Source organism: Amycolatopsis acidicola (assembly GCF_007713735.2).
Taxonomy (GTDB): domain Bacteria; phylum Actinomycetota; class Actinomycetes; order Mycobacteriales; family Pseudonocardiaceae; genus Amycolatopsis_E; species Amycolatopsis_E acidicola.
Window position 1 is genome coordinate 85,845 of record NZ_VMNW02000018.1, and the last position, 20,391, is coordinate 106,235.

Consider the following 20,391-nt stretch of genomic DNA (forward strand, 5'->3'; position numbering starts at 1 on the left):
GTCCATGCGCGTACTCGTTTTCCTCGACGGCACCGTCGCGGACCCCGACTCCCCGCACATCCGGGTCGACGACCTCGGGCTCATGCGCGGCGACGGCATCTTCGAAACGGTCCTGATCGCCGACGGGCAGCCGCGTGAGCTGCGGCCGCACCTGGACAGGCTGGCCCGGTCGGCGTCGATGCTCGACCTGCCGGAGCCGGACGACGAGGCCTGGCAGCGCGCCACCGCGCAGGTGATCGAGAAGTGGGCCGCCGGGCCGGAGTTCGCGCTGAAACTGGTGTACACGCGCGGTGTCGACGGTGATCCGGAGGCGAAGCCGACCGCGTTCGCGATGGGCATCCCGATCGACGAGAAGATCATCCGCGCCCGCCGCGAAGGCGTCGCGGCGGTGACTCTGGACAGGGGCATCGACCCGGGGCTGGCGGAACGCGCACCGTGGCTCCTGCTGGGCGCGAAGTCGCTGTCCTACGCGGTCAACATGGCGGCGAGCCGGGAGGCCGCGCGGCGCGGGGCGCAGGACGTGATCTTCACGACCACCGACGGCTCGGTGTTCGAAGGCCCCACGTCGAACGTCATCGTGGCGCGCGACAAGACGCTGTACACGCCGCCCGCCACCATCGGCATCCTGCCGGGCACCACGCAGGCGGCGGTGTTCCGCGGCGCCGAGCGCGCGGGCTGGAACACCAAGATCGAGCCGCTGCGGGCTTCGGACCTGCGCGAGGCGGACGGGGTCTTCCTCGCGTCGTCGGTGCGGAAGCTGACCAGGGTGCACACCCTCGACGGCGAGCGGCTGCGTGATTCCAGCGCGATCCACGCCGAGCTGGCCGCGGCGTACGAGAGCGTCTACACCGGCAAGTAACGGAAGCGGACGGCGGTCCCGGGGCGCGCCTGCGCCAGCGCGGGCAGCGCTTCCCGCGCCACCACCCCGATCACCGGATAACCGCCGGTGGTCGGGTGGTCGGCGAGGAACACCACGGGCAGGCCGCTCGGCGGTACCTGGATCGCGCCGGTGATCAGCCCTTCGCTGGGCAGCTCGCGTTCTTCCTTACGTTGCAAGGGAGTTCCGTCGAGGCGCAGGCCCACCCGGTTCGACTCGGCCGTCACTGTCCAGCGCGCGGCGAGGCGGTGCGCGGCGTCGTCGAACCAGTCGTCGCGCGGGCCGAGCAGCACCGGCACGAGTAGTTCCGGCGGCGGGCAGGCGGCGGCGAGTTCGTCGGCACCTCCCGGAATGCCTTGCGCCGCACCGAGTGGGACGACGTCTCCTGGCGCGAGCGGGGGCGGGCCGATCTCGGAGAGCACGTCCCTGGACCGGCTGCCCAGTTCCGCGTCCACCGCGATTCCGCCGGAAACCGCCAGATAGCACCGCAATCCCGCGGCGGGGGTCCCGATCTCCAGCGTCTGACCGGCCGTGACGAACACGGGGACGTGCGAGCCCGCCTGCCGCCCGTCGACGGTGACCGAGACCGCCGGCCCGGTCACGGCGATCGTGCAGGAAGCTTGGGCACGACAGGAAAAGCCACCCAACAGCAGTTCGAGACCCGCTTCGTGCGAGGCGTTGCCGACTAGCCTGTTGGCCAGCCTCAGCGCGGGCACGTCGAGCGCTCCGGACGGAGGCACGCCGAGCTGCCCCAGCCCCGGCCTGCCGAGGTCCTGCACCAGCGCCGAAGGCCCGGGCGCGAGCACCTCCAGCGACCTCACCGCAGGCTCCGGAACCGAACCCTGTCCCCGGGAGCGAGCAGCGCGGGCCGATCCGCGCGAGGGTCGAACAGGACGGCGTCGGTGTGCCCGAGCAGCCGCCAGCCCCCCGGCGAGGATCGCGGATAGACGCCGGTGAACTCCCCGGCCAGGCCGACCGAGCCGACCGGGACCCTCGTCCGCGGAGTGTCCAATCTGGACTGTCGCAGCGGTTCCGGGAGTCCGGTGAGATAGGCGAAACCGGGGGCGAACCCGGTGAAGGCGACGGTGTACTCGGCGCCGGTGTGCAACGAGACCACCTCGTCCACGCCGATGCCCGCGGTCTCGGCGACCAGCTCCAGATCCGCGCCGTCGTAGCGCACGTCGAGCACGATCTCACGTGGGTCGGCGCTCGGCGGATTGGCCAGATCGGCGGCCTCCACGAGGGACCGGACCTCGGGCAACGCCTTCGAATCCGGGCGCGCGACCACGAGCACCGTGCGCGCGCCGGGGATGACCTCGACGACCCCGGGCACGTCGGCCGCCGCCACCGTGGCGCGGACCGCGCTCATCTCACCCAGCGAATCGCATTCGACGAGCACCGCGTCCGTGCCGTACGGCAGCCAGCGCACTTTTCAGCCGACGACGCGACGCAGGTAGAGGGAAACGTGCGGCTGCATCGGCTCGCCCACCATCGCGCGCTCCTCGACGTAGCCGAGGTCGCCGTTGTTGACGAGGCCGTAGAGCCGCTGGGCTCCGGTGACCTCCTTGGCCGTGGCCGTGCGGACCACCGCGTCGGTGCCCAGCTCCCAGGAGGTCTGGCTGCGCGGCTTGCCGTAGAAGATCTCCACGATGCCGCTGGAGTGGGCCAGCAGCAGCTCGATGGTGTCGTCCTCCTGCGGACGCCACCAACCCGTCTCGCGCGCGGCGGGACGGATGACGTTGCCGTCTTCGTCGACCAGCCAGGAGCGCGCCTCGTGGTAGAGGAACGGTCTGCCGTCGTGTGCGATGGTGAGCTGCTGCACGCATTTCACCGGCCCATCGACCGTCGGGTAGTTGATCTCGCCTTCGCCACGCCAGACCCCGACCAGCGGCAGCAACGCCAGGCAGGCGTCGTTGAGGTTGGGGCCTTCGCGCAGGTTGGCGGTGTCGACGGGGATCGGCAGGTCGTCGAACTGGGGGAGATTGCGCTCCCTCGTCGACGCGGCCCGCTCCTCCGCGGCCTGGATGGCTTCGTCGCCGCTCGTCATGGCCTCAGCGCTGGTCGGCGTAGAGCCGGTAGACGACGTAGACCGTGAACCAGACGATGGCGATGGCTGCGATCACCAGCAGGGTCGTAAAGAGTGCTTCCACGCCAAGCAGGATAACGCCCCTGCCCCTGGTCAGCCCCGTCGCCCGTGGTGGCGAACAACACGCTCGGGCACAACCGAAAACGGGGTCACCGGCAGCTGCCGGTGACCCCGCTGGCGATCCGGGTGGTCAGGCGACCGAGATGGCCACCTGGTGCAGGCCGGGGCCCTCGGCCGTGACCGAGGCCTCGCCGTTGCCCGTGCGGTGCAGCGCGCGCACCGTCCAGGCGCCGGGCGCCGCGTAGAACCGGAAGTCACCCTCCGAGGACGCCTGCACCTCGCCGGCGAAGTCGCCCTCGCCGTTGAGCAGGCGCACGTACGCGCCGCCGAGCGGGCCGTCGTTACCGCTCACCTTGCCGGCCACCACGACCTGGCCCTGGGTGTCGATGTCCGCGGGTGTCGCCGTCTGGGCGGGGGCGCCGCAACCGTCAGCACTCATCACTTGGCTCCTGTCTCGATCGGCACGCCGACCAGCGAGCCGTACTCCGTCCAAGAACCGTCGTAGTTCTTGACGTCCTGCAGGCCGATCAGCTCGTGCAGCGCGAACCAGGTGTGGCTCGAGCGCTCGCCGATGCGGCAGTAGGCGATGGTCGCCTTGCCGGTGTCCAGGCCCGCCTCGTTGTAGAGCTCGGTGAGCTCCTCGGCGGTCTTGAACGTGCCGTCCTCGTTGGCGGTCTTGGCCCACGGCACGTTCAGCGCCGTCGGGATGTGGCCGCCGCGCTGCGCCGACTCCTGCGGCAGGTGCGCCGGGGCCAGCAGCTTGCCGGAGAACTCGTCGGGCGAGCGCACGTCGACCAGGTTCTTGGCGCCGATCGCGTCGACGACCTCGTCGCGGAAGGCGCGGATGCTGGTGTCCGGCTCCTTCGCGGTGTAGTTGGTGGCCTCGCGCTTGACCTCGTCGGAGTTCAGCTCGCGACCGTCGAGCTCCCACTTCTTACGGCCGCCGTCGAGCAGCTTGACCTTGTCGTGGCCGTAGAGCTTGAAGTACCAGTACGCGTAGGCCGCGAACCAGTTGTTGTTGCCGCCGTAGAGGATCACGAGGTCGTCGTTGCCGATGCCCTTCTGCGACAGAAGCGCCTCGAAGCCGGCCTTGTCGACGAAGTCGCGGCGGACCGGGTCCTGCAGCTCCGTCTTCCAGTCGATCTTGACGGCACCGCGGATGTGGCCACCGTCGTAGGCGCTGGTGTCCTCGTCCACCTCGGCGAAGACCACGCCGGGGGTGTCCAGGTTCTCCTCGGCCCACTGCGCTGTGACCAGGACGTCGTCTCGGCTCATTGCTGCCTTTCTTTCTTCTTCTGGGTGGACTGTTCAGGGAGTTTGCGGGGTGAAGCGGCGGATCAGCAGGTACATCTCGCAGCCGAGGCAGAAGTTGAACGCCGCGTTGAGGAAGGCGGCCAGCAGCGCGAACGCGGTGGCCACGATCCCGACCGGGGTGCTGCCGAGCGCGTAGCCCAGCGTGCCGACGACCGCGAAAACGAACCCGACGGCCTGCGCGAACCGCAGCGGGGCGGCGTCCTCTCGCTCGCTCGTCGGGCCGAGCCTCGGCGCGACCAGCGTGCGGTAGAGGATCGAGTACGGCGCCGGCTTCAGTCCGACGAAGGCGCCGATCGCGAAGACGACCGCCTGCAGCGCGAGCAGCGGCCACCAGCTCGTGATCAGCACGACCGCGAGCACGATCGTGGTGATGACGGCCGAGAACCGCGGACCGCGTGGGTCGACCGCTGGGCCTGCTGACATGGTGCCTCCCGGGCAAGCGCGCCTGTGCGCGCGAAGGACTTGAGGGATCTACCGGGGGTTCACGAGCGCGAGACGGCTCGTCACACCAGACACAGGCTGCTGCGCACGCGGCAGAGATCGACCGCGCGGCGTTGCGTCAGCAGGGTGGTTGGCAGCCCGTTCACGAGGCCAAGGGTACTTGGCATTCCCTCTTCCTGGGAACCTCGTCCATCACTTGGACTGCTCCGGAACCGGGTGAAGGTGCTCGTCCAGGGCTTCCAGCACCGCCGCGCCCTTCGGCACCCCGCTGATCCGGAGCAGCTCTGTCCCAGATGGTGAGAAAGCGAGGGTGGTCGGGGTGCGCAGCACACCCAGCGCCTGCGCGACCTCGGGCTGATCCGTCACGTCCAGTTCGACGTGCCGGAGCCCTTCGGTCCGCTCCGCGAGCGGTTCGAGCACGGCGCGGGTGTGCCGGCACGGGGCGCAGAACGTGGTGGAGATCTGCACCAGGGTGACCGGCGTCCCGGGTTCGAGCGCGCGCGCGACCGGCTCGGGCAGTTCCCGCTCCGGTTTCCTCGCCGCGCTGATCCGCCCGTTGCGGGCGCGCAGCAGCAGCCCGGCGGCCGTCCCGGCCACCAGCACGCCCAGCACTACCCAGACGCCGATCATGTCCTCACCTTCCCGACGAGGCCCCGCTGAACGCCACGTCCTGCGCCTCGCCCTTGATGGTGACCGAGCCGCTGTTCACCTGTACCGCGGTCGGGGTCACCTCGAAGGGCAGGCTGCCGGTGTCGATGGACGCCTTGAAGTTCGGCAGCAGGGCCTTCTGCACAGCTTGTGGAACGACGGTGGTCTCCTTGTCATTCCCGTACTGCAGCCGCTGCGGGACGATGTCGATCGAGGTGCCGTGCAGCTCGATCATCGCGAAGCAGAAGATCTCGATCTTCTGGCCGGCGATCTGGACGTTGCCCGAAACCCGGATGCCCGCCTTGGACTTGTCCTGGTCCTCGCTGTTCGTGGCGGTCGAGTCGGAGTCCGCGGCCTCCTGGCCGGTCTGCACGTACTCGACGCTGGAGGGCTCGATCCGCAGGTCCTCGATCTTGGTGAGCGGGTCGATCCTCGCGATGTCGCTGGCCTTGATGGTGACCTGCGCCTGCAGCTTGCCGATCTTGATCGCGTCGGTGTTGCCGTTGAGCAGATCCGACAGTGGGGCGGTCACGTCGTTGAGCTCGGCGTTGACGGCCACGTCCTTGAGGTCCTGGATCGGCACCCCGGACGCGGACAGCGAGATGTGGCTGTAGTCACCGCTGACGGCCTGCGTGGTGAACGGGAACCCGTGGATCGTGACCGACGGGTCGTCGGTCAGCTTCAGCTGCTCCCGCGCCTTCTGTGACACCGTGTGCTCGGCGTAGGCCGCCAGGCCGAAATCGGCCGCCACCAGCACGCCGACCAGTACGACGAGGCTGACGATGATGCGGCGGGCGCGCCGGCCGCGGCGTTTGCCTTGCCCGGACGAGGCGGGGCGATCCTGGGTCACAGGTCTGCTCACTCTTCGTATCCGATCTGCCTGAAATTTCCTGCGCGCGCGAACGCACGATACGGGTCACCAGTGTGACGACAGTGTGACGAGCACGGCAGAGGGGAGGTATCTGCCGTGTGAACCCATTACTCTGCATAGATCGGCCAGGGAGCGCACGAACTAATGAAGGCGGTGTGGCGATGAGCCTGGACCTGCTGGTACTCACTCCCGAGCCGGAGGCCACTGCGGTTCTGCCGGCACTCGATCTCCTTCCGCACACCGTACGCGTGCGGGCACCGGAAGTCACCGCGTTGCTCGACGCCGGGCACCGCGACGTCATCCTCCTCGACGCGAGGACCGATCTGGCCTCCGCGAAGAGCCTCTGCCGCCTGCTCAAGGGCGCCGGTGAGGACGAGGCGAGCACCCCTGTCATCGCCGTGGTCGGCGAGGGCGGTCTGGTCGCGCTGAGCGCCGAGTGGCGCACGGACGACATCCTGCTTCCCACCGCCGGGCCCGCCGAAGTGGACGCGCGGCTGCGGCTCGCCACCACTCGCGACGGCGGCGCCGGCCAGGTCGACGCCGAGTTGCGCGTCGGCGACCTGGTGATCGACGAGGCCACCTACACCGCGCGGCTGCGCCGCCGCACCCTCGAGCTCACGTACAAGGAGTTCGAGCTGCTCAAGTACCTCGCCCAGCACGCCGGCCGGGTGTTCACCCGCGCCCAGCTGCTGCAGGAGGTCTGGGGCTACGACTTCTTCGGCGGCACCCGCACCGTGGACGTGCACGTCCGGCGGCTGCGCGCCAAGCTCGGCCCCGAGCACGAGCAGATGATCGGCACCGTGCGCAACGTGGGCTACAAGTTCGAGCGGCCGGTCAAAAACGCCCCCAAGCCCGGGGTGACGTCGCTGAACTTCGAGCCCGGCGAGCTGCCGACCGAGATCCCCGCGCAGTAACTTCGGACCCATGCTGAACGTGGCGTGGGTGCGGGAACTGGACGAACCGACCACCGGCGAGGTGCGCGGGCTGCTGCTCGCCGCCCGCGAGGTGGACGGACGGCCCGAGGTCGGCCAGGACGGGCCATTGCCGGGGGAGTTCTCCGGCGGTCTGCATCTGCTGGCCCACGCGGACGGTGAGCTCGCGGGGTACGCGCATCTCGACACCGGTGGTGACGCGTTCGGAAACCAGGTCGCCGAGCTGATCGTGCACCCGGGCCACCGACGCCGGGGCGTCGGCACGCGCCTGGTCGCGGAATTGCTCGAAAAGGTTGGCGCGCAAGGAAAGTTGCGTGTCTGGGCGCACGGCGACCACCCGGCCGCGGCCCGCATCGCCGAGCATCAGGGCTTCGCGCGCGCCCGCGAACTGCTCGTACTGCACGTCGAAGCGGCGGACGCGGACTGGCCGGAGCCGGTGCTCCCCGAAGGCGTCTCCCTGCGCACTTTCGTTCCCGGGCAGGACGAGCAGGCGGTGGTCGACGTCAACGCCCGCGCCTTCGACTGGCACCCCGAGCAGGGACAGCTCACGGTCGCGGAGCTCGCCGACACGGAGCCTGCGGACTGGTTCGACGCCGCGGGCTTCTTCCTGGCCGAACGCGACGGGCGGCTGCTCGGCTTCCACTGGACCAAGATCCATCCTGCCGATCCCGGCCAGTTCCGCGGCGAGCCCGTCGGCGAGGTCTACGTCGTGGGGGTCGATCCGGCCGCGCAGGGCGGTGGCCTCGGCAAAGCACTCACGCTCGCCGGCTTGCGCTATCTGCGCGACCAGGGTCTCGGGCAGGTCATCCTGTACGTCGAGGGTGACAACGCGCCCGCCATCGCGGTGTACACGAAGCTCGGTTTCACCCGTTATGCCGTGGACGTCCAATACGCACAGTGATCACTGTTCCGGTCTGTTAACCCACGGCGCGCGTCCTGTCACGGATCGCAAACTCGCAGGTCACAGCTAGGACACGACGAGCTTTCGGGTGAACTATCCCACGCCTGTCCGGCGGTGGTGTTCAACTCGCGTTCATCTGGACACGGTCGCCCGGCCACCCTGTCTGCCTAATGTCCGGATCCGACAAGCTCAGTTAGCTGGAGGACATGACAGTGAAGATCATGCGGCCGATGGGTGCAGTCGGCATCGTGGCGAGTGCCGCACTCGTGCTCGCCGCCTGTGGCTCGGACCCGGCCTCGTCCAACAACAACACCCCCACCTCGGGTGCGGCTGCTGCGGCGACCGGCACGGCCAAGGTGGACTGCGGCGGCAAGACCCCGCTCTCGGGTGAGGGTTCCACCGCACAGAAGACCGCGATGGACATCTTCGCCCAGCAGTACGCCAAGACCTGCTCGGGCCAGGTCGTCAACTACAACGCGACGGGCTCCGGCGCCGGCGTCAAGCAGTTCAACGCCAAGCAGGTCGACTTCGGCGGTTCGGACTCGCCGATCAGCGGGAGCGACGCGGACGCCGCCAAGGCCCGCTGCGGCGGCAACCCGGCGTGGAACCTGCCGATGGTCGTCGGCCCGGTCGCGATCGGCTACAAGCTCGACGGCGTCTCCTCGCTCACGCTCACCGGCGAGGTCGCGGCGAAGATCTTCAACGGTCAGATCAAGACCTGGAACGACCCGGCGATCGCCGCGGTGAACCCGGGCGTGAACCTGCCGGCCAAGCCGATCCAGGTGTTCTCGCGCTCCGACGAGTCGGGCACGACCGACAACTTCCAGCACTACCTGGCCGCCGCCGGCAAGGGCGCGTGGACCCAGGGCACCGGCAAGGCCTTCAAGGGCGGCGTCGGCAACGGTGCCTCCGGCTCGAACGGTGTCGCTTCGGCGGTCCGCGCGGCCGACGGCGCGATCGGTTACCTCGAGTCCTCGTACGTCAAGGACGGCATCACCGCGGCCAAGATCGACAGCGGCTCCGGCGCGGTCGAGCTGAACCCGACGAACGTGGCCAAGGCGCTCGACGCCGCGGTCTTCAAGACCCCCGGCAGCAACGACCTGGCGATGGACCTGGACAAGATCTACGCCGCCAACACCCCGGGTGCGTACCCGCTGCTGCTGACGACGTACGAGATCGTCTGCTCGAAGGGTTACGACGCCGACACCACCAAGGCGATCAAGGCGTTCATGACCTCCTCGGCCACCACCGCCCAGCAGCCGATCGCGGACAAGGGCTTCGTGCCGCTGCCGCAGAGCCTGCAGGACAAGGTGCTCACGGCGATCAGCGCCATCTCGTAACACCGCAGTAAGCAGAACAAAGGGTTGGACCAAAGAAAAACCCGATGAGCGAGCCAACCTCGACGCGGACGCCCGCCGGACACCCCGGTGGGCGTCCGTTGTCGTCTCTATACCCCCGGAGGCCACGATTTCGGCGCAACCAGTGACCACGAGCCGAACGAAGGTGCGGCCGGGAGACCGCATCTTCAAGAACCTGACCACGGGCGCGGGTGTGTTCGTGGTCGCGCTGATCGGCCTGATCGGCTTGTTCCTGCTGATCCAGGCGATCCCGGCGCTGAAAGCCGACCAGGTGAACTTCCTGTTCTCCAACACCTGGGACACGTCCGACCCGAACAACCTCAAGTTCGGCATCCGTGACCTCTTCCTGGTCACGGTCTACATCTCCCTGGTGGCGCTGATCATCGCGATGCCGATTTCCCTGGGTATCGCGCTGTTCCTGACGCAGTACGCGCCGCGGCGGCTGGCCCGCCCGTTCGCCTACGTCATCGATCTGCTCGCCGCCGTGCCGTCGATCATCTTCGGCCTGTGGGGCATCCTCGTGCTCGCGCCGCAGCTCGCGCCGGTCGCGCAGTGGATCAACGAGACGCTCGGCTTCATCCCGATCTTCGGCAAGGGCAACGTGTTCCCGAACTACTCGGGCACGATCTTCACCGCGGGCGTGGTGGTCGCGGTGATGGTGCTGCCGATCATCACGTCGCTCTCGCGCGAGGTCTTCGAGCGCACGCCGACCACCCACGTCGAGGGCGCGCTCGCGCTGGGCGCCACGCGCTGGGAGGTCATCCGCACCACGGTGCTGCCCTTCGGCAAGGCGGGCTACATCGGCGCGTCCATGCTCGGTCTCGGCCGGGCGCTGGGTGAGACCATCGCGATCGCGGTGATCCTGTTCATCCCGCGCGGCGGGCATTTCGACTGGACCATCTTCGACGGTGGCGCCACGTTCGCCTCGCAGATCGCGGCGAACTACTCCGAGTTCAACAACCCCACGTCGGCCGGCGCCTACATCGCGGCGGGCCTGGTGCTGTTCGTGCTCACGTTCCTGGTGAACTTCGCGGCGCGCGCGGTCATCGGCAAGAAGAAGGGTGACTGAGCCATGACGAGCACTCTTTCCGACACCGACCGCCCCGCGCTCACCCCGGCCTTCCAGAAGGTCAGCGCCAAGCGCAAGCTCAAGAACGCCGTCGCGACCGGGCTGGTCTGGCTGTCGTTCCTGATCGCGCTCGTCCCGCTGGTCTGGGTGCTGTACACGGTGATCGCGAACGGCATCAAGCGCGTCCCGTTCACCAACTGGTGGTCCGAGGACTTCGGTTCGGTGCTGTCCGACGAGGTCGGCGGCGGCGTGCTGCACGCCATCATCGGCACACTGGAGCAGGGCCTGATCTGCGCGATCATCGCGGTGCCGATCGGCCTGCTGACGGCCATCTACCTCGTCGAGTACGGCCGCGGCGCCAGGCTCGCGAGGATCACCACGTTCATGGTGGACATCCTTTCCGGTGTCCCCTCGATCGTGGCCGCGCTGTTCATCTACGCGCTCTGGATCACCACGCTCGGCCTGCCGCGCAGCGGTTTCGCGGTGTCGCTGGCCTTGGTGCTGCTGATGATCCCGGTCGTGGTCCGCTCGGCGGAGGAGATGCTGCAGATCGTCCCGGACGACCTGCGCGAAGCCTCGTACGCGCTGGGTGTGCCGAAGTGGAAGACGATCATGCGGGTGGTGCTGCCGACCGCGCTTTCCGGCATCATCTCCGGCGTCACGATGGCGCTGGCCCGCGTGATGGGCGAGACCGCCCCGCTGCTCGTGCTGGTGGGTTACTCGGCCTACGTCAACTGGGACGTCTTCCACAATGAACAGGCCTCGCTGCCGTTGCTGATGAACAACGAACGCGCCACGAACACGATGGAGCCCGGTAGCGTCGGTTTCGACCGCATCTGGGGTGCGGCGCTGACCCTGGTCCTCATCATCGCAGTGATCAACCTCCTCGCCACGCTCGTCGCCCGCGTGGTCGCACCGAAGAAGAAGTGAGCTGGCATGGCTAAGCGAATCGACGTCAAGGACCTCGACATCTACTACGGCAAGTTCCACGCCGTGGACAGCGTCACGTTGTCGGTGCCGCCGCGGAACGTCACGGCGTTCATCGGGCCGTCCGGCTGCGGCAAGTCCACGGTGCTGCGCACGCTCAACCGGATGCACGAAGTCATCCCTGGCGCCCGCGTGGACGGCGACGTCCTGCTGGACGGGGAGAACATCTACGCGTCCAATGTGGACCCGGTGCAGGTGCGCCGGACCATCGGCATGGTGTTCCAGCGCCCCAACCCGTTCCCCACGATGTCCATCAAGGACAACGTGGTCGCGGGGCTGAAACTGGCAGGCAGCAAGAACAAGAAGCAGCTCGACGAGATCGCCGAGCGGGCGCTGCGCGGGGCGAACCTCTGGACGGAGGTCAAGGACCGGCTGAACAAGCCGGGCGGCGGCCTCTCCGGCGGGCAGCAGCAGCGGCTGTGCATCGCGCGCGCCATCGCGGTGCGCCCGGACGTGCTGCTGATGGACGAGCCCTGTTCGGCTCTGGACCCGATCTCCACGCTGGCGATCGAGGACCTGATCGGTGAGCTGAAGAAGGACTACACGATCGTCATCGTCACCCACAACATGCAGCAGGCGGCGCGGGTTTCGGACCAGACGGCGTTCTTCAACCTCGCCGGCGTCGGCCAGCCCGGCAGGCTCGTCGAGCTGAACGACACGGAGAAGATCTTCTCCAACCCCAACGAAAAGGCCACCGAGGACTACATCTCGGGCCGCTTCGGCTGAGACGTTCCTCTCCACGGAAGGCCGGTCTCCCTGGTGGGGGCCGGCCTTCCGGCTCGAGGGGCGGAAAACCGGTCGGAACTTGTCGGCACCACCCGTTACCTTCGGGATGTGGTTTCGGTGAACGTCGACGAGTTCGGAGGGCGGCTGCCGCGGCCGCGGGCGCTGGCACTGGCGGGGCGTGTGCTGGGGGCGATCCCACCGCCGCTGCAGGTGCTGGTGGGGATCGTCAGCGTGCAGGTCGGCGCTTCGCTGGCCAAACAGCTCTTCGCGGTCGCCGGCGCGGCGGGCACGGTTTCGCTGCGCCTGTTCTTCGCCGCGGTGGTGTTGCTGCTCGTCTGGCGCCCCACGCTGCGCCTCGGGCGCCGGGCGTGGCCGGTGGTGCTGGGCTACGGGATCGTGCTCGGCGGCATGAATCTCCTGTTCTACCAAGCACTCGCGCGGATCCCGCAGGGCATCGCGGTCACCATCGAGTTCCTCGGGCCGCTGACGGTGGCGCTCGCCGGCTCGCGCCGTCTGCTCGACGCGTTGTGGGCGGTACTCGCCGCGGGCGGGGTCGTGCTGCTCACCGAAAGCCGCGGCGATCTGTCCGTGGCGGGCATGTTGTTCGCGCTGGGCGCCGGAATCTGCTGGGGGCTCTACATCCTGCTCGGTGCCGCGCTGGGGGACAGGACGTCGGAGGGCAGCGGTCTCGCCGTCGCGATGGCGGTCGCGGCGATGGTCGCGATGCCGGTGGGGGTCGTCGAGTCGGGCACCCAGCTGCTCTCGCCGTGGATCCTGATCATCGGGCTGGCTGTGGCGTTGCTCTCCTCGGTCATCCCGTACTCGCTGGAGCTGGAGGCGCTGCGCAAGATCCCGCCGCGCGTGTTCGGGGTGCTGATGAGCCTCGAGCCCGCGGTCGGTGCGCTGGCCGGGCTCGTGGTGCTGCACGAGTCGCTGCACCCGATGCAGTGGCTGGCGTTGTGCTGCGTCGTGGCCGCCTCCATCGGCGCCACCCGCTCGGCGCGGCCGGAGTCCTGACCAGCTTCGATAGGCTGGCAGGGTGACGGTGCTCGACGACCAGCCCCAGGCGCTCCTGCAGGATCTCGGCCGTGAACTGATGGTCTACAAGTTCGCGGTCGAGGAGCTGCTGACGAAGCTGCGAATCCTGTCCGAGGAGTTCGACTTCGCGCACCAGCACGATCCGATCGAGCACATCACCAGCCGTGTGAAGCAGCCGAAGGCGATCATGCAGAAGCTGCGGCGCAAGGGCATCGAGCCGAGTATCGAAGCGGTCCGCGAGGAGATCGAGGACGTGGCGGGCATCCGCGTGGTCTGCCCGTTCGTGCCGGACGTGTACATGGTGGCCGGGATGCTGGGCCGCCAGGACGACGTCGAGATCGTCAAGACCAAGGACTACATCGACGAGCCCAAGCCCAACGGCTACCGCAGCCTGCACCTGATCGTGCGGATCCCGGTGTTCCTGTCCGACCGGGTGGAGAAGGTCAAGGTGGAGATCCAGATGCGCACGATCGCGATGGATTTCTGGGCCGCCGTGGAGCACAAGCTGTTCTACAAGTACGACGGCGAAGCCCCCGCGGACTTCGGTACCGAGCTGAGGGCGGCCGCGGCGACGGCGGCCGACCTCGACACCCGGATGACGGCGCTACACCGCCGGAGTCAGATGTCCTCGTCCGCGCCGTAGCCCGGCATCTTGCCGGTGGACACGAAGACCATCCGCTTCGCGACCGAGACGGCGTGGTCGGCGTAGCGCTCGTAGAACCGGCCCAGCAGGGTCACGTCGACCGCGGCCGGGACACCGAACTCCCAGTCCTTGGCCATGATCACGCTGAACAGGTGGCGGTGGATCTCGTCGACCTGGTCGTCCTCCGCCTCGAGCGAACGGGCGGCCTCGACGTCCTTGGACTTGATGACCTCTTCGGTGCGCAGCGCCAGCCGCACGACCGCCTCGCCCATCTCCGCGAAGTACGGCCGGACCGGCACCGGCAGCGCGTTGTCCGGGTGCCTGCGGCGAGCCGCTTTCGCCACGTGCAGGGCGAGGTCGCCCATGCGCTCCAGGCTTTCCGCGGCGTGGATGACGGCGAGCACGGTGCGCAGGTCGGTGGCGACGGGTGCCTGCAGCGCCAGCAACGCATAAGCCTGCTCTTCGCACTCGGCGCGCGCGTCGTCGATCACCGCGTCGCCACCGATCACCTGCTCCGCGAGGGACAGGTCGGCGTTGAGCAAGGCCTTGGTGGCCTTCTCCATCGCGTTGGCGACCTGGACCGACATGTTCGCCAGGTTGCCGGCCAGCTCTTCGAGTTCGACGTGGTATTGCTCGCGCATGGCCACACTTTACGGTCCCGGCCAGGCGAACACGGCATCGCGGAGTGAACCCCGAGTGAACCCGGGCTAACGAATGCTACTGCTCGGACTTGCCTGCCGAGCTGGGCGTAGCGCCGTCGGCGCTGTTCGTAGGAGTGGTCGACTCCGGGGTACTGCCCGGTAACGCGGTGTTGTCGATGAGCGCCTGGAAGACCGCCTTCGCCTTCGAGTCCAGCAGCACCTCGTTGCCGCGGCTGTTGGACTCGCCGGTGGTGGGCACGGTCATGAAGTTGACCTTGCTCGGGTCCAGGCCCTTCATCGACTGCGCGAGCGTGAGCATCTGGTCCACGCCGATGTTGTCGCCGAAGGTGGCCTTCGCGAACGCGGTGACGAAACCGGAGAGCTGACCGGGGTTGGTCAGCACGCCGTGGGACATCACCTTCGTCATGAGCGAGCTGATGAACTCCTGCTGGCGTTTGATCCGGCCGTAGTCGGAGGTGACGTCGCCGACGACGTGGCGCGCGCGCACGTAGCTGAGCGCCTGGTCGCCGGAGATCGTCACGTCGCCGGTCTGCGAGATCACCATGCCCAGGACGGTGTCCTTGATCGGGGAGTCGACGTGCACGGTTACGCCGCCGACGGCGTCCACCATGTCCTTGAAGCCGCTGAAGTCGATGCCGACGAAGTGGTTGATCCGCATCCCGGTCAGCTGCTGCACCCATTTCGTGAGGCAGCGCGGGCCGCCGATCGCGTAGGCGGTGTTGAGCTTGACCTTGCTGGCGCCGGGGACGACCTCGTCGCTGTAGTCGTTGGCCGCGGAGTCGAAGCGGTTGCAGTCGGGCCGCGTGATCTCGAGGTCACGCGGGAACGAGATGACGACCGCGCGCTGCCGGTCGGCCGGGATGTGCGCCAGCATCACGGTGTCCGAGCGGGCGCCCTCGACGTCGTCCGCGCTGCCGACGTTCTCCTCGGCCGTCGAGCCCGCCCGGGTGTCGGAGCCCGCGATGAGGAAGTTCTCGTCGCCAGTCTGCGCGGTGGCGTCCTGGATGTCGGAGGAGTTTTCGTCCAGCGCGGCGATTTCGGTGAACTTGCTGTTGAACCAGGTCTTCGTGCCCCAGGCCGCGCCGGTGGTCAGGAAGACCAGTCCGGCGAGCACCGCGGCGGCGATCCGCCAGCTGAGGATGGAACGCCTCGTGCGGCGTTCTTTCTTTTCCTGCAAGCGAGTCTGCGGTGCGGGCTCGTCGGGCGAGGTGACCGTGCGGGTCGGCTCGGCGGCCTCGCTCTTGATCGCGCGGTAGAACGCGGTGCGCGTCTGCTCGAACAACGCCACCGGCCGCGCGGCGAGTTTTTCCAGCTTCTGCTTGCGTTTCGCTTCCTCCGCGGCGAATTCGTCGTGCGCGGCGGAGAAACGGGCGAGCGTGTGGTCGATCTTGCGGCGCACCTTGGTGCTGTCGTCGATCGGCTCGAACTCGTCGGTCATCGTCAGCCGGTCTTCCGGCGTGACGGGACGGCGCGGCCGCGGCCTGGGTCGGCCGGGAGCGGCGGCTCGCGGCGCTTCGGGAGCGGACGGCGCTTCGGCCGCGGGCGGCTCGGAAGCGCGGTTCGCCTCGGGAGGCATCGGCGCCTCGGCCGGACGACGCGCTTCCGGTGGCTTGGGCGGCTCGGCTGGGCGACGCGCCTCGGGCGGCATGGGCGGTTCAAGCGTGCGGCGCACGTCGGACGGCGCTGGCGGTTCCGTCGCGCGGCGCGGCTCTGGCGGGGGCTCGGGAGCGCGACGCGCTTCGGGAGGCAGCGGCGGCTCAGCCGGGCGACGCGCTTCCGGCGGCACCGGCGGCTCAGCCCGGCGTGACTCGACCGGCGGCTCAGGCGCGCGACGCGCTTCCGGCGGAAGCGGCGGCTCAGCCGGGCGGCGCGCCTCGGGGGGCATCGGTGGCTCGGGAGCGCGGCGCGGCGCGGCCGGTGGGGGCGCCGGGGCACGGCGCGCTTCCGGGGGCATCGGCGGTTCCGGCGCCCGGCGCGGCTCAGCCGGCGGCTGCATCGGAGGTTGCGGGGGCGGCTCGGATGCGTGCCGCGGCTCGGCCGGCGACGGCTTCATCGGCTCCGAGTGCCGGGGGGAGCCGAGCGCGGACGGCGGCTCCTGCCCGCGGCGCACTTCCGGCGGATCGAAGACCGGGGGCCGCGCGGGCGGCGGGACCGGGCGCGCGGGCGGGCGTCCGGCGGGTGGCTGCGGCGGAGGCGTCCGCCGCGCCGGCGGGTCCGGTTTCACCCGGGGCGGCGGGGCCTGTCTGTTCCCTGCCGGGGGCAGCGAGGGATGCGGATCCTTCGGGCCGCGCTCGTGCGACGACGGCCCCGGCGCACCGTTCCCGGCCTCGAAGTTCGGGCGGATCCCGGTGTGCTGCGCGAGCACGTCGGAGACGCTGATCCCACCGTGGGTGTCGATGGAGCGACGGCGGCGAGCACGCGGTGAACCGCTACTGCCACGGGAACCGGGGCCGGCGTTGGGATCGTCTGGCACCCGGTCTCCTCTCAGTCGCTAGGGCCGCGGGTTCCCGCCGCCACAGTGTTGATCGCCAGGGCGGCGAGCATCGTTATCGTACGGATACTTCCAGTTCCTGACGACACCCTCCCGGCACTTTTTTCACGCAGAGTGCGAGAAGTCGACATGGGCGCGACAAACCGGGTGAAGCGAACGGCGCTATTCAGCGCCAATGCCGCGAAAAAACTACGGACAGTACTCAATAACGCTGCTGTCCGGCCAGCCGCGATAGGCAACGCGATTGCGTCCGGCACGTTTCGCGGCGTATAGGAGGTGGTCCGCTTCCAGGACCTGCCGCCTATCCCCGAAAGCGCTTTCCGCCTCGTACGCGAGCCCGGCGCTGATGGTTACCGAAAGCCCCGGCCACAGTGTTGACCAGGGGTGTTCCGCGATTCGGGCGCGGGCCCGCTCGGCCACTCGGACCGCGTCCGCCTGCTGAACCGCCGGTAACACCAGCATGAACTCCTCGCCACCGTAGCGTGCGCAGAATCCGAGCTGCGGGAGGCCTTCCCGGAGCAGCATCGCGACCCGCCGGAGCACCTGATCGCCGGCCAGGTGACCGAACGTGTCGTTGACGTTCTTGAAGAGGTCGATATCCACGAGCGCGACGGCGAGAGACCCCCGTTCCGCGCCGCACAGGTCGTCGAGCCGCCTGTCCAGGTATCGGCGGTTGTACACGGTGGTGACAGCGTCGAGCAGGCTCTCCTCCAGCGCCTTCGCGCGCTCACGGCGCAGCCTGTCGACCTCACGGCGGAACTGGTCCGGGACGGGCGGCGGCTGCGCCCGCTGCAACTCGATCGCCGCGCGCAGGTGTTCGTACGCTCCACGCCAGTCGCCACGCGAAGCGAGCACGTCGGCCATGGACTCGTGCACGGCGGCGTCTTCGGGCACGACCTGCTTCGCCGACACGGTCTCCACCTCCGTCACCCAGTTCTTGTCGTCTACTAAGACGTGTGGCTTGAGCGATGAGTACGACCAAATACGAATATCGCTCAACCGGACGACGACAGATAGCTCTGCGTGGTCGAAAACGTGTGCCGCGGGCCAGGTTTCTGTCACTCACTGACCCGAACGTCTGACCGCCGCGACTGACCGCGGCCGAGTTCTGCAGGTGAAACCGTTGTCCTAAAAGGAAGTTGCCGGGCGAGTGCGACTACAGCCGGGCACCGCCAAAAGTAATTGAACAGAAATCAAGAAAGGCCGGAATCGAATGCCGCGCGTAACTTGACCGGAGCTTTACGGCGCCAGGATTCGGTGACCAGTTCGGCCAACCGGGTGCGGTCGATGTGCGCCAGGTCAACCAGAATGGCGCCATATCCGTCGTAATGCGGGGTGGTGAAGAACGCCGGGTCGCCCGATGCGAGCAACGCCGCCTTTTCGCTCTGGTCGCACATCAGCACCAGCCCGCCTTCGGCTTCGGTGCGCAGCCGGGCGAAACCCTTGCCTGCCACCTTCAGCCCCGGAGTGCGATACCAGGTCGATTCCTCGACTTCGGGCAGTTCGGTGCCGATGGCCACCACGTCTTCCCAGGTCTGCATGCGGCCCATTGTCGGCGGGCCGCATGCAGAACCGCTTGGTGAAATGGGAACTACGCGACCACGGTGATGCGGTCCGCCGGCGGCGGCGCGATACCGGGGTGCGCGCCGAGATAAGCGACCAGCGCGTCGAGGTCCACCGGCCCGCCGGAAAGATCGGTGCCCTTGGTGAACTCGGTGAACCCGTCCCCGCCCGCGGCGAGGAAGTTGTTCACCGAAACCCGGTAGCTCGCGTTCGGGTCGACGGCGGTGCCGTTGACGGTGATGCCCGAGACCTTCGAACCGGCAGGCGCGGACGCCGAATAGGTGTAGTGCAGCGTCGAGGAGATCTGCAGGATCTTCGTCCCGCTCGCGCTCCACTGCTGTTCCAGCACGTTCTTCAGGTTCGCCCCGGTGAGCGTGATGGTCTGCATGATGTTCGAGAACGGCTGGACGGTGAACGCCTCGCCGTAGGTCACCACACCGTCGCCCTCACCGGCGGGCGAAGACGCGTACGTGAGGTCCGCGCGGATACCGCCGGGGTTGGTGATCGCGATCTGCGCGTTGTTCGACGTCGTGGACTCCAGCTGCGCGTCGGCGATCACGTCGCCCAGCGCGGACTCGCCGGAGACCGCCCCGGCCGCCTTGAGGTCCGCGGTGATGGTGCCGACCTGTTTGCCGGCGATCGGCGCCGATTCCGTGACGGCCTTGTCGACCAGCTTCGCCACCGCCGGATCGGGCGTGACGTCCCGGGTCACCACTACGTTGTGCGCGGTCGAGGCCGACCGCACCACGTCGCGCGTCCTGGTGTCGATCTTCAGGTCGGCGACCGAGAGCAGCCTGCCGAAGGACGCGCCCTGGATCAGCGTGCGCGGGTTGCCCGCGGGGTCGGCGACCGTGCAGTTGTACTGCTGGTGGCTGTGCCCGCTGAAGATCAGGTCCACGCTGGCGGAGACCTTCTTCGCGATCTCGGTCGCCGGGCCGGGCGTGACCTTGCAGTCGTCGGGCCCGCCGCCTTCGGTGCTGTCACCCTGGTGCAGCAAGACGACCTGCGATTTGATGCCGAGCTTGTCCAGCCAGCCGGAGGTGCGGTTGATCGCCTCGACCTCGTCGCCGAACTTCAGCCCCTCGATCGCGCTCGGGGTGACGACAGTGGGCAGGTCCTTGAGCGTCGCGCCGATGATCCCGATCGGCACCCCGCCGGAGATCTTGACCGTGAACGGCAGCAGCGCGGGCAGTCCGTTGTCGAAGGAGACGTTGCTGCCGAGGATCGGGAAGTTCGCGCCGCGGTAGGAATCTTCGAACTGGCAGCCGTCGGTCGGGTGGCAGCCGCCGAACTGCATGCGCCGCAGTTCCTGGTAGCCCTCGTCGAGCTCGTGGTTGCCGACGACGGACGCCTGCACGCCGATCTCGTTGAGGACGTCCATGGTCGGCTCGTCGTGGAACAACGCGGAGCTGAGCGGCGAAGCGCCCACGTTGTCCCCGGCGGAAAGGACGATCGAGTTGCGCACCTGCGACTCGAGCTGCTTCACATGCGTCGCGAGGTACGCGGCCCCGCCGGCGTTCACCGTGCTGCCGTCGGGAAGCGTGACGCGACCGGACGAGCCGGCCGGCGGTTCGAGGTTGCCGTGCAGGTCGTTGAAGGCGATCAGGCGGACGTCGGTGGTCGGGTCACTGCGCTGCGCGGACGCCGGGGCCGTCCCGGCCGCGACAGCCGCGAGTACCGCGGCGGTGACCGCGAGCGCGCGTCTTGAGAACGTCATTTTTCCT

At 68.7% G+C, this 20,391-nt stretch carries 22 protein-coding genes; 9 read left to right on the forward strand and 13 right to left on the reverse strand.

Annotated elements, in window-relative coordinates:
• Positions 1-4 precede the first annotated feature (4 nt).
• Positions 5-859, forward strand: coding sequence for an aminodeoxychorismate lyase (locus FPZ12_RS15265; RefSeq protein WP_144747098.1), 855 nt, complete (start codon positions 5-7; stop codon positions 857-859).
• Here the strand turns inward: FPZ12_RS15265 and FPZ12_RS15270 are convergent.
• The 8 genes from FPZ12_RS15270 to FPZ12_RS15305 form a co-directional block, all read right to left on the reverse strand.
• The gene (locus tag FPZ12_RS15270) at positions 844-1,698 is read right to left on the reverse strand and encodes a 5-oxoprolinase subunit C family protein (protein ID WP_243769856.1); all 855 of its coding nucleotides are present in this window, start codon (positions 1,696-1,698) and stop codon (positions 844-846) included. The genes FPZ12_RS15265 and FPZ12_RS15270 overlap by 16 nt on opposite strands.
• Positions 1,695-2,306: a 5-oxoprolinase subunit PxpB gene (pxpB, locus tag FPZ12_RS15275; RefSeq protein WP_144747097.1), complete on the reverse strand. Its 612-nt coding sequence runs from the start codon at positions 2,304-2,306 to the stop codon at positions 1,695-1,697. The genes FPZ12_RS15270 and pxpB overlap by 4 nt, the downstream gene beginning before the upstream one ends.
• A gap of 3 nt (positions 2,307-2,309) precedes the next feature.
• Positions 2,310-2,924, reverse strand: coding sequence for a heme-binding beta-barrel domain-containing protein (locus tag FPZ12_RS15280; protein WP_144747096.1), 615 nt, complete (start codon positions 2,922-2,924; stop codon positions 2,310-2,312).
• A gap of 229 nt (positions 2,925-3,153) precedes the next feature.
• Entirely contained in the window at positions 3,154-3,462 is a 309-nt protein-coding gene (locus FPZ12_RS15285; protein WP_150980338.1) for a DUF1416 domain-containing protein, read from the reverse strand.
• Positions 3,462-4,298 (reverse strand): sulfurtransferase, encoded by an 837-nt coding sequence (locus FPZ12_RS15290; RefSeq protein ID WP_144759455.1) that lies wholly within the window; start codon positions 4,296-4,298, stop codon positions 3,462-3,464. The genes FPZ12_RS15285 and FPZ12_RS15290 overlap by 1 nt, the downstream gene beginning before the upstream one ends.
• 33 nt (positions 4,299-4,331) lie before the next feature.
• Complete coding sequence (locus FPZ12_RS15295) at positions 4,332-4,760, reverse strand: DUF4395 domain-containing protein (RefSeq protein WP_144759458.1); 429 nt, start codon at positions 4,758-4,760, stop codon at positions 4,332-4,334.
• A gap of 210 nt (positions 4,761-4,970) precedes the next feature.
• Positions 4,971-5,408, reverse strand: coding sequence for a thioredoxin family protein (locus FPZ12_RS15300; RefSeq protein ID WP_144759461.1), 438 nt, complete (start codon positions 5,406-5,408; stop codon positions 4,971-4,973).
• Positions 5,409-5,412: 4 nt separating this feature from the next.
• The gene (locus FPZ12_RS15305; RefSeq protein ID WP_243769857.1) at positions 5,413-6,276 is read right to left on the reverse strand and encodes an LmeA family phospholipid-binding protein; all 864 of its coding nucleotides are present in this window, start codon (positions 6,274-6,276) and stop codon (positions 5,413-5,415) included.
• 182 nt (positions 6,277-6,458) lie between these two features.
• On the opposite strand from FPZ12_RS15305, the gene FPZ12_RS15310 reads away from it, so the two are divergent.
• The 8 genes from FPZ12_RS15310 to FPZ12_RS15345 all read left to right on the forward strand — a co-directional run bounded on the left by FPZ12_RS15310 (position 6,459) and on the right by FPZ12_RS15345 (position 13,951).
• Positions 6,459-7,211 carry a winged helix-turn-helix transcriptional regulator gene (locus FPZ12_RS15310; protein WP_144759466.1) on the forward strand — a complete coding sequence of 251 codons (753 nt, stop codon included), beginning with the start codon at positions 6,459-6,461 and terminating at the stop codon, positions 7,209-7,211.
• A 10-nt stretch (positions 7,212-7,221) separates the two neighbouring features.
• A complete protein-coding gene (mshD, locus tag FPZ12_RS15315; protein ID WP_144759469.1) occupies positions 7,222-8,130 on the forward strand; it encodes a mycothiol synthase in 909 nt (302 codons plus the stop codon).
• Between the two features lie 212 nt (positions 8,131-8,342).
• Positions 8,343-9,470 carry a phosphate ABC transporter substrate-binding protein PstS gene (gene pstS, locus FPZ12_RS15320; RefSeq protein ID WP_144759492.1) on the forward strand — a complete coding sequence of 376 codons (1,128 nt, stop codon included), beginning with the start codon at positions 8,343-8,345 and terminating at the stop codon, positions 9,468-9,470.
• 163 nt (positions 9,471-9,633) lie between these two features.
• A complete protein-coding gene (gene pstC / locus FPZ12_RS15325) occupies positions 9,634-10,557 on the forward strand; it encodes a phosphate ABC transporter permease subunit PstC (RefSeq protein ID WP_144759495.1) in 924 nt (307 codons plus the stop codon).
• A 3-nt stretch (positions 10,558-10,560) separates the two neighbouring features.
• Entirely contained in the window at positions 10,561-11,487 is a 927-nt protein-coding gene (gene pstA / locus FPZ12_RS15330) for a phosphate ABC transporter permease PstA (protein WP_144759471.1), read from the forward strand.
• Between the two features lie 6 nt (positions 11,488-11,493).
• The gene (gene pstB, locus FPZ12_RS15335) at positions 11,494-12,270 is read left to right on the forward strand and encodes a phosphate ABC transporter ATP-binding protein PstB (RefSeq protein ID WP_144759474.1); all 777 of its coding nucleotides are present in this window, start codon (positions 11,494-11,496) and stop codon (positions 12,268-12,270) included.
• Between the two features lie 108 nt (positions 12,271-12,378).
• Positions 12,379-13,287, forward strand: a complete 909-nt coding sequence (locus FPZ12_RS15340; protein WP_144759477.1) for an EamA family transporter — start codon at positions 12,379-12,381, stop codon at positions 13,285-13,287.
• Between the two features lie 22 nt (positions 13,288-13,309).
• On the forward strand, positions 13,310-13,951 hold the full coding sequence (locus FPZ12_RS15345; RefSeq protein WP_144759480.1) for a GTP pyrophosphokinase: 642 nt from the start codon (positions 13,310-13,312) through the stop codon (positions 13,949-13,951).
• Here FPZ12_RS15345 and phoU read toward each other — a convergent pair.
• The 5 genes from phoU to FPZ12_RS15370 form a co-directional block, all read right to left on the reverse strand.
• Positions 13,927-14,592, reverse strand: coding sequence for a phosphate signaling complex protein PhoU (gene phoU / locus FPZ12_RS15350; protein ID WP_144759483.1), 666 nt, complete (start codon positions 14,590-14,592; stop codon positions 13,927-13,929). The genes FPZ12_RS15345 and phoU overlap by 25 nt on opposite strands.
• Before the next feature lie 76 nt (positions 14,593-14,668).
• Positions 14,669-16,051 carry an LCP family protein gene (locus FPZ12_RS15355; RefSeq protein WP_243769858.1) on the reverse strand — a complete coding sequence of 461 codons (1,383 nt, stop codon included), beginning with the start codon at positions 16,049-16,051 and terminating at the stop codon, positions 14,669-14,671.
• Positions 16,052-17,293: 1,242 nt separating this feature from the next.
• A complete protein-coding gene (locus FPZ12_RS15360; RefSeq protein WP_341771222.1) occupies positions 17,294-18,166 on the reverse strand; it encodes a GGDEF domain-containing protein in 873 nt (290 codons plus the stop codon).
• 131 nt (positions 18,167-18,297) lie between these two features.
• Positions 18,298-18,645 (reverse strand): MmcQ/YjbR family DNA-binding protein, encoded by a 348-nt coding sequence (locus tag FPZ12_RS15365; RefSeq protein ID WP_144755237.1) that lies wholly within the window; start codon positions 18,643-18,645, stop codon positions 18,298-18,300.
• 50 nt (positions 18,646-18,695) lie between these two features.
• Positions 18,696-20,384: a bifunctional metallophosphatase/5'-nucleotidase gene (locus FPZ12_RS15370; protein ID WP_144755240.1), complete on the reverse strand. Its 1,689-nt coding sequence runs from the start codon at positions 20,382-20,384 to the stop codon at positions 18,696-18,698.
• Between the last annotated feature and the right edge of the window lie 7 nt (positions 20,385-20,391).

Excerpts from the sequence above, each read along its gene's own strand:
- FPZ12_RS15265 (WP_144747098.1), top strand. The coding sequence starts at position 5 with ATGCGCGTACTCGTTTTCCTCGACGGCACCGTCGCGGACCCCGACTCC.
- FPZ12_RS15280 (WP_144747096.1), bottom strand. The coding sequence starts at position 2,924 with ATGACGAGCGGCGACGAAGCCATCCAGGCCGCGGAGGAGCGGGCCGCG.
- FPZ12_RS15285 (WP_150980338.1), bottom strand. The coding sequence starts at position 3,462 with ATGAGTGCTGACGGTTGCGGCGCCCCCGCCCAGACGGCGACACCCGCG.
- FPZ12_RS15290 (WP_144759455.1), bottom strand. The coding sequence starts at position 4,298 with ATGAGCCGAGACGACGTCCTGGTCACAGCGCAGTGGGCCGAGGAGAAC.
- FPZ12_RS15295 (WP_144759458.1), bottom strand. The coding sequence starts at position 4,760 with ATGTCAGCAGGCCCAGCGGTCGACCCACGCGGTCCGCGGTTCTCGGCC.
- FPZ12_RS15300 (WP_144759461.1), bottom strand. The coding sequence starts at position 5,408 with ATGATCGGCGTCTGGGTAGTGCTGGGCGTGCTGGTGGCCGGGACGGCC.
- FPZ12_RS15310 (WP_144759466.1), top strand. The coding sequence starts at position 6,459 with ATGAGCCTGGACCTGCTGGTACTCACTCCCGAGCCGGAGGCCACTGCG.
- mshD (WP_144759469.1), top strand. The coding sequence starts at position 7,222 with ATGCTGAACGTGGCGTGGGTGCGGGAACTGGACGAACCGACCACCGGC.
- pstA (WP_144759471.1), top strand. The coding sequence starts at position 10,561 with ATGACGAGCACTCTTTCCGACACCGACCGCCCCGCGCTCACCCCGGCC.
- pstB (WP_144759474.1), top strand. The coding sequence starts at position 11,494 with ATGGCTAAGCGAATCGACGTCAAGGACCTCGACATCTACTACGGCAAG.
- phoU (WP_144759483.1), bottom strand. The coding sequence starts at position 14,592 with ATGCGCGAGCAATACCACGTCGAACTCGAAGAGCTGGCCGGCAACCTG.
- FPZ12_RS15355 (WP_243769858.1), bottom strand. The coding sequence starts at position 16,051 with ATGACCGACGAGTTCGAGCCGATCGACGACAGCACCAAGGTGCGCCGC.
- FPZ12_RS15365 (WP_144755237.1), bottom strand. The coding sequence starts at position 18,645 with ATGCAGACCTGGGAAGACGTGGTGGCCATCGGCACCGAACTGCCCGAA.
- FPZ12_RS15370 (WP_144755240.1), bottom strand. The coding sequence starts at position 20,384 with ATGACGTTCTCAAGACGCGCGCTCGCGGTCACCGCCGCGGTACTCGCG.